This is a genomic window from Pseudoalteromonas sp. (assembly GCF_041613455.1).
Taxonomy (GTDB): domain Bacteria; phylum Pseudomonadota; class Gammaproteobacteria; order Enterobacterales; family Alteromonadaceae; genus Pseudoalteromonas.
On record NZ_JBFJHD010000211.1, the window covers coordinates 1 to 5,085 of the forward strand.

The 5,085-nt window shown below is 43.7% G+C and carries 5 protein-coding genes and 1 tRNA gene; 5 read left to right on the forward strand and 1 reads right to left on the reverse strand.

The window, feature by feature from the left end; all coding sequences use genetic code 11:
• From ABYB02_RS14395 to ABYB02_RS14415, 5 genes are all read left to right on the forward strand, one after another.
• The coding region (locus ABYB02_RS14395; RefSeq protein WP_372763104.1) for a four-carbon acid sugar kinase family protein at positions 1–718 on the forward strand (718 nt) is incomplete at its 5' end.
• Positions 715–1,347: an aldolase gene (locus ABYB02_RS14400; protein ID WP_372763105.1), complete on the forward strand. Its 633-nt coding sequence runs from the start codon at positions 715–717 to the stop codon at positions 1,345–1,347. The genes ABYB02_RS14395 and ABYB02_RS14400, both read left to right, overlap by 4 nt.
• Positions 1,347–2,123, forward strand: coding sequence for a 2-oxo-tetronate isomerase (otnI, locus tag ABYB02_RS14405; RefSeq protein ID WP_372763106.1), 777 nt, complete (start codon positions 1,347–1,349; stop codon positions 2,121–2,123). The genes ABYB02_RS14400 and otnI overlap by 1 nt, the downstream gene beginning before the upstream one ends.
• 54 nt (positions 2,124–2,177) lie before the next feature.
• Entirely contained in the window at positions 2,178–3,143 is a 966-nt protein-coding gene (gene denD / locus ABYB02_RS14410; protein WP_372763107.1) for a D-erythronate dehydrogenase, read from the forward strand.
• A 19-nt stretch (positions 3,144–3,162) separates the two neighbouring features.
• Complete coding sequence (locus ABYB02_RS14415) at positions 3,163–4,650, forward strand: GntP family permease (RefSeq protein WP_372763108.1); 1,488 nt, start codon at positions 3,163–3,165, stop codon at positions 4,648–4,650.
• A 324-nt stretch (positions 4,651–4,974) separates the two neighbouring features.
• Here the strand turns inward: ABYB02_RS14415 and ABYB02_RS14420 are convergent.
• A tRNA-Leu gene (locus ABYB02_RS14420) sits at positions 4,975–5,059 on the reverse strand.
• Positions 5,060–5,085: the final 26 nt, after the last annotated feature.

Consider the following 5,085-nt stretch of genomic DNA (forward strand, 5'->3'; position numbering starts at 1 on the left):
TAAGGTTAAGTTTACTGAGCTACACAATGCCGGAAAACGCTATGCAGTGGTTGATGCGTTTAATGACACACACTTAGCCACCTTAGGCGAAGCAGCGAAGTCGCTAAAGTTAGTCACTGGCGGCTCGGGATTAGCCGCGGGAATTGCAAAAAACTGGCAACCGCAATTACGCGCTCAAAGCGAGGCAAAAAGAGCGGGCTACCCGACACAGGCTGCTACCGTTATATTATCGGGTTCGTGCTCGTTAATGACCAATCAACAGGTGGCAGCGTATAACACTAACGCCCCTCACTTCGCGCTCGATATCGATGATTGCTTAAACTCAGACAATTATAGCAAGCAAGTTTTTGACTGGGTGGTGAGTCACTTAGACGCGCCACTCGCCCCAATCGTTTATGCCACCGCCGATGTAAACGCATTACAAGCAACACATAAAAAATACGGTGCACAGGTGGCCAGTCAGGCAGTTGAACAGCTGTTTGCTGAACTAGCCATTAAACTTAAAGAGTATGGTGTGCGTAATTTTATTGTTGCTGGCGGTGAAACGTCAGGCGTTGTTACCCAAAGCTTACAGCTTGATGGTTTTCATATTGGTCCGCAAATTAGTCCCGGCGTACCCTGGGTAAAAGCTATTAATAGCGACATTTGCTTAGCATTAAAATCGGGAAACTTTGGCACTGTCGCGTTCTTCAGCCAAGCCCAGGAGTATTTTAAATGAATGAAGTGCAGTTAAGGCAACAAGTAGTAGAGCTGGCACGCTCTATGTTTGAACGTGGTTACGCCACCGGTGGTGCCGGAAACCTGTCGGTGAAGTTAGCTGACGGTAACTTTTTAACCACCCCAACCGGGTCTTCTTTTGGTCGCTTGGTAGCAGAAGAGCTGTCTGTGGTTGATAAAGAGGGTAATCACCTCAGTGGTATGCCACCGTCTAAAGAGGTGTCTTTTCACTTGGCTATTTACGCTAATGCCCCTGATTGTAATGCCATAGTGCACTTACACTCTACGTATTTAACTGCGTTGTCTTGCCTTGAAAGTTTAGATCATAGCAATGCCATTAAAGCCTTTACCCCTTATTACGTGATGCGTGTGGGTGAGTTGCCTGTGGTGCCTTATTACCGCCCAGGCGATCCGCAAATTGCCAAAGATTTAGCGCAATTGGCAGGCAAATATCGGGCATTTTTACTCGCTAACCATGGCCCTATTATTACCGGCAGTGACTTTTTAGACGCCGTAGATAATGCCGAAGAATTAGAAGAAACCGCCAAGCTGGCATTTTTATTACACGGTAAAGCAATCCGTTACCTTAGCGACGCAGAAGTAACTGACTTAAAAGGGAGAGGAAAATAATGGCTCAATTTGCAGCAAATCTAACCATGCTTTTTAGCGAAGTGGCATTTCTTGAACGCTTTGAACGCGCCCATAAAGCCGGTTTTAAAGCCGTTGAGTATCTATTCCCTTATGCATTTGAAGCACAAGTATTAGCAGATAAATTACAGCAATTTGGGTTAGAGCAAGCGTTATTTAATATGCCACCAGGCGATTGGGATGCTGGCGAGCGCGGCCTTGCAGCCCTGCCCGGCCGTGAACCAGAATTTAAGCAAAGTGTTGCAACCGCACTGGAGTACGCAACCGCATTAAACTGTAAAAAAATACATGCGATGGCAGGCATTGTTAACCCACAGTTTAGCCGTGAGCAGCATGTAGACACCTTTATTAGCAATATTCGTTACGCTGCCGATCTATTTGCCACACATAATATTGAATTGCTAATAGAGCCATTAAACAGCCGCGATGTGCCTCATTACTTTATTGCTCATCAACGCCAAGCTGCTGAGCTAATTAAATTAATTGCTCGCCCTAATGTGAAGCTGCAACTAGACATTTATCATGCCGCAATAATGGATGGTGATTTGACCCACCTTATTAACGACTTAGCGGCAGTGACGGGGCATATTCAAATTGCCTCTGTGCCTGAGCGGCATGAGCCTTCTGAGGGAGAAGTTAATTACCCGCATATATTTAAGGTATTAGACAGCGCCGGTTATAACGGCTGGATCGGCTGTGAATACAATCCCAGAAACAACACTGAAGCTGGCCTTGAGTGGCTAAAACCCTACTTATAAGCATTATTTATCAATAACTAATAACACAGTTAATAAACATACAAAGGTATATACATGAATATTATTATCACCGGTGGTGCTGGTTTTTTAGGCTCAGAGCTGCTCAATAGTTTGCTACAACAGTTTCCTAACATTGAAACTGTTAAGGTAGTAGACCGCATTAAATTAGACAGCCATTTAGTTACCAGTAATAAAGTTCATTCTATTGTGGCTGATATTACCGATAAAGCAGAGCTTGAAAATATCATCGATAAAGATACGACTCATTTATTTCATTTAGCGGCCATAGTTTCGAGCCATGCAGAGCAAGACTTTGAACTGGGCATGTTAGTGAATTTAAAAGCTACTGAAAATTTACTTGAGTGCTGTCGTCAAGCAAACCCGAATATTCGTTTCGTTTTTTCCAGCTCACTTGCTGTGTTTGGCGGAAAGCTACCAGCACAAATCGATTACATGACAGCGATGCAGCCTAGCTCTTCGTACGGTACCCAAAAAGCAATTTGTGAATTGCTGGTCAATGATTACGCCAGAAAAGGCTTTGTTGATGCTATTACCGTGCGCCTGCCAACTATTTGCATTCGTCCAGGGGTGCCAAATAAAGCGGCCTCTTCTTTTGTGAGTGGCATTATCCGCGAACCACTGAAGCAACAAGCGTCAAACTGCCCGGTTGATGTTGATTTACCTTTGTGGGTATCAAGCCCCAATAGCGTGATTAAAAATATTATTCATGCAAGTCAACTCGACAGCAAACAGCTAAGCGGCTTTCGCACGGTAAATTTACCCGGATTAAAAACCTCTGCTAAAGAAATGCTTGCCTGCTTAGTCAAACTCAAAGGGCAGTCTGTTTTAGAGCTAATTAGTTACGAAAAAGACGAAAGCGTAGCACGTATTGTTGCCAGTTGGCCGCAATCGATGAATAACGAAAAAGAACTCGCATTAGGATTTGTTAAAGATACAGACTTTAACTCTATTTTAACTGCTTACCTAGAAACCCAAAAACAAAGTAAACCTATTACTTAATAACAAAAAGGTCTCGCGTATGTTACCCATTTCTGTAATCGGCTTAATCATTGCCGTATTTGTATTAATCTTTTTAGTCTTACGAACTAAAGTACACGTTTTTATTGCAATGCTAGCGGCCGCCTGTATGGCGGGCTTAATTGGCGGTTTAAGTGTTGACGATACCATGAAAGCCATTAGTGATGGTTTTGGTGGCACGTTAGGTGGCATTGGTATTGTTATCGGCTTAGGGGTGATGATGGGGGCCATTTTAGAGGCTTCTGGCGCCGGAGAATCAATAGCTTACAACTTTATTAAATGGTTAGGTAAGAAAAAAGAAGAAACCGCACTAGCCGTCACTGGTTATATTGTGAGTATTCCTGTGTTTGTTGATAGCGCGCTGATTATTCTTTACCCCATTGCGAAGTCATTTGCCAAAACCTCGAATCGCTCTATTTTAACCTTAACAGTGTCGCTGGCTGGCGGATTAGTTGTTGCTCATCACTGTATTCCGCCAACACCAGGACCATTAGGGGTAGCAAGTATATTTGGTGTTGATTTAGCGTCAATGTTAGGTTTTGGCCTAGTGATAGCCGCGCCGTGTGTGTATGGCATTATTGTTTATTCGCGCTGGTTGGAGAAGCATTTTCCAGAGTTTATTTCGCTACCAAACGTAAACCATACTGGCGATGACGCGAAGCAAGTTCACCATGACTACATGGCAGAAAAAGCAGCTAAAAACCTCCCTTCATTAACTAAGTCAATAATGCCAATTGTGGTACCAATTGTATTGATTTTAGTGAAATCGCTAATGAGTTTGGCTGAAAAGCAGTTTGGCATGGATGGCTTATCGGCAAGCACTGTTGGCGCTATTATTAACTTCCTTGGCCACCCTATTATTGCGCTTTCAATTAGTACTTTACTTGCGGTGTATACCCTTACACCTCATTTAGATAAAGAGTCAACCACCACTAAACTAGAAGAAGGCATTACTACTTGCGGTATTATTTTACTGGTAACGGGTGCCGGTGGTGCACTAGGTGCGGTATTACGCGCATCGGGTGCGGGTGCTGAAATTGCTAACCAAATTATTGAGTTATCAATCTCGCCAATTATGATCCCGTTTATTATTGCCACCTTGGTTCGTATTATTCAAGGCAGTGGCACCGTTTCAATGATCACCGCCGCCTCTATTTCTGCGCCAGTACTTTTGGAAATGGAAGGGGTAAATATGTTATTCGCGGCCTCAGCAGCCACTATGGGAAGCTTATTTGCCGGATATTTTAACGATAGCTTATTCCATATAGTTAACCGCTTAATGGGTGTTACCGAAGTTAAAAAACAACTGGTTATTTGGACCGTGCCAACAACGATTGCGTGGGCTATAGGCGGCTCACTTATCATGATTTTAAACTTATTGTTTGGCAGCCATGGAAGTGTGTATGACCCACTGTTTCCATTATTAGTGTTAGCAGGCTGTTTAGTGTTTGTAAAAAGCCAAAGTAAGCAGCAGTTACAAATCGCTTAACTACCACAACAGCTTTAAACGTAACAAGGCCTCTTAAAACGAGGCCTTTTTTCACCATACGAATTACTCGAATAAGTGGAAATGCATCCACGGTCACTGATAACAGTGGCACGCACCCGTGCCGCTCGAGTTCGGAACTCAAATTTTAGGCATAAAAAAAAACCAACCAATTTGGTCGGGGTTATAAAAGTGCTGCCGAGTGCTGGACTAGCACTGATAACAGTGGTACGCATCCGTGCCGCTCGAGTCCGGCGATACGCACTCACTATCACTTTTCAAAAGACATAAAAAAACCCCAACCAATTTGGTCGGGGTCATAAAAAGTGGTACCAGCGGCCGGACTCGAACCGGCACGCCTTGCGGCAGGGGATTTTGAATCCCCCATGTATACCAATTTCATCACGCTGGCATCATTTTTCTTTAACCTTCTAACTA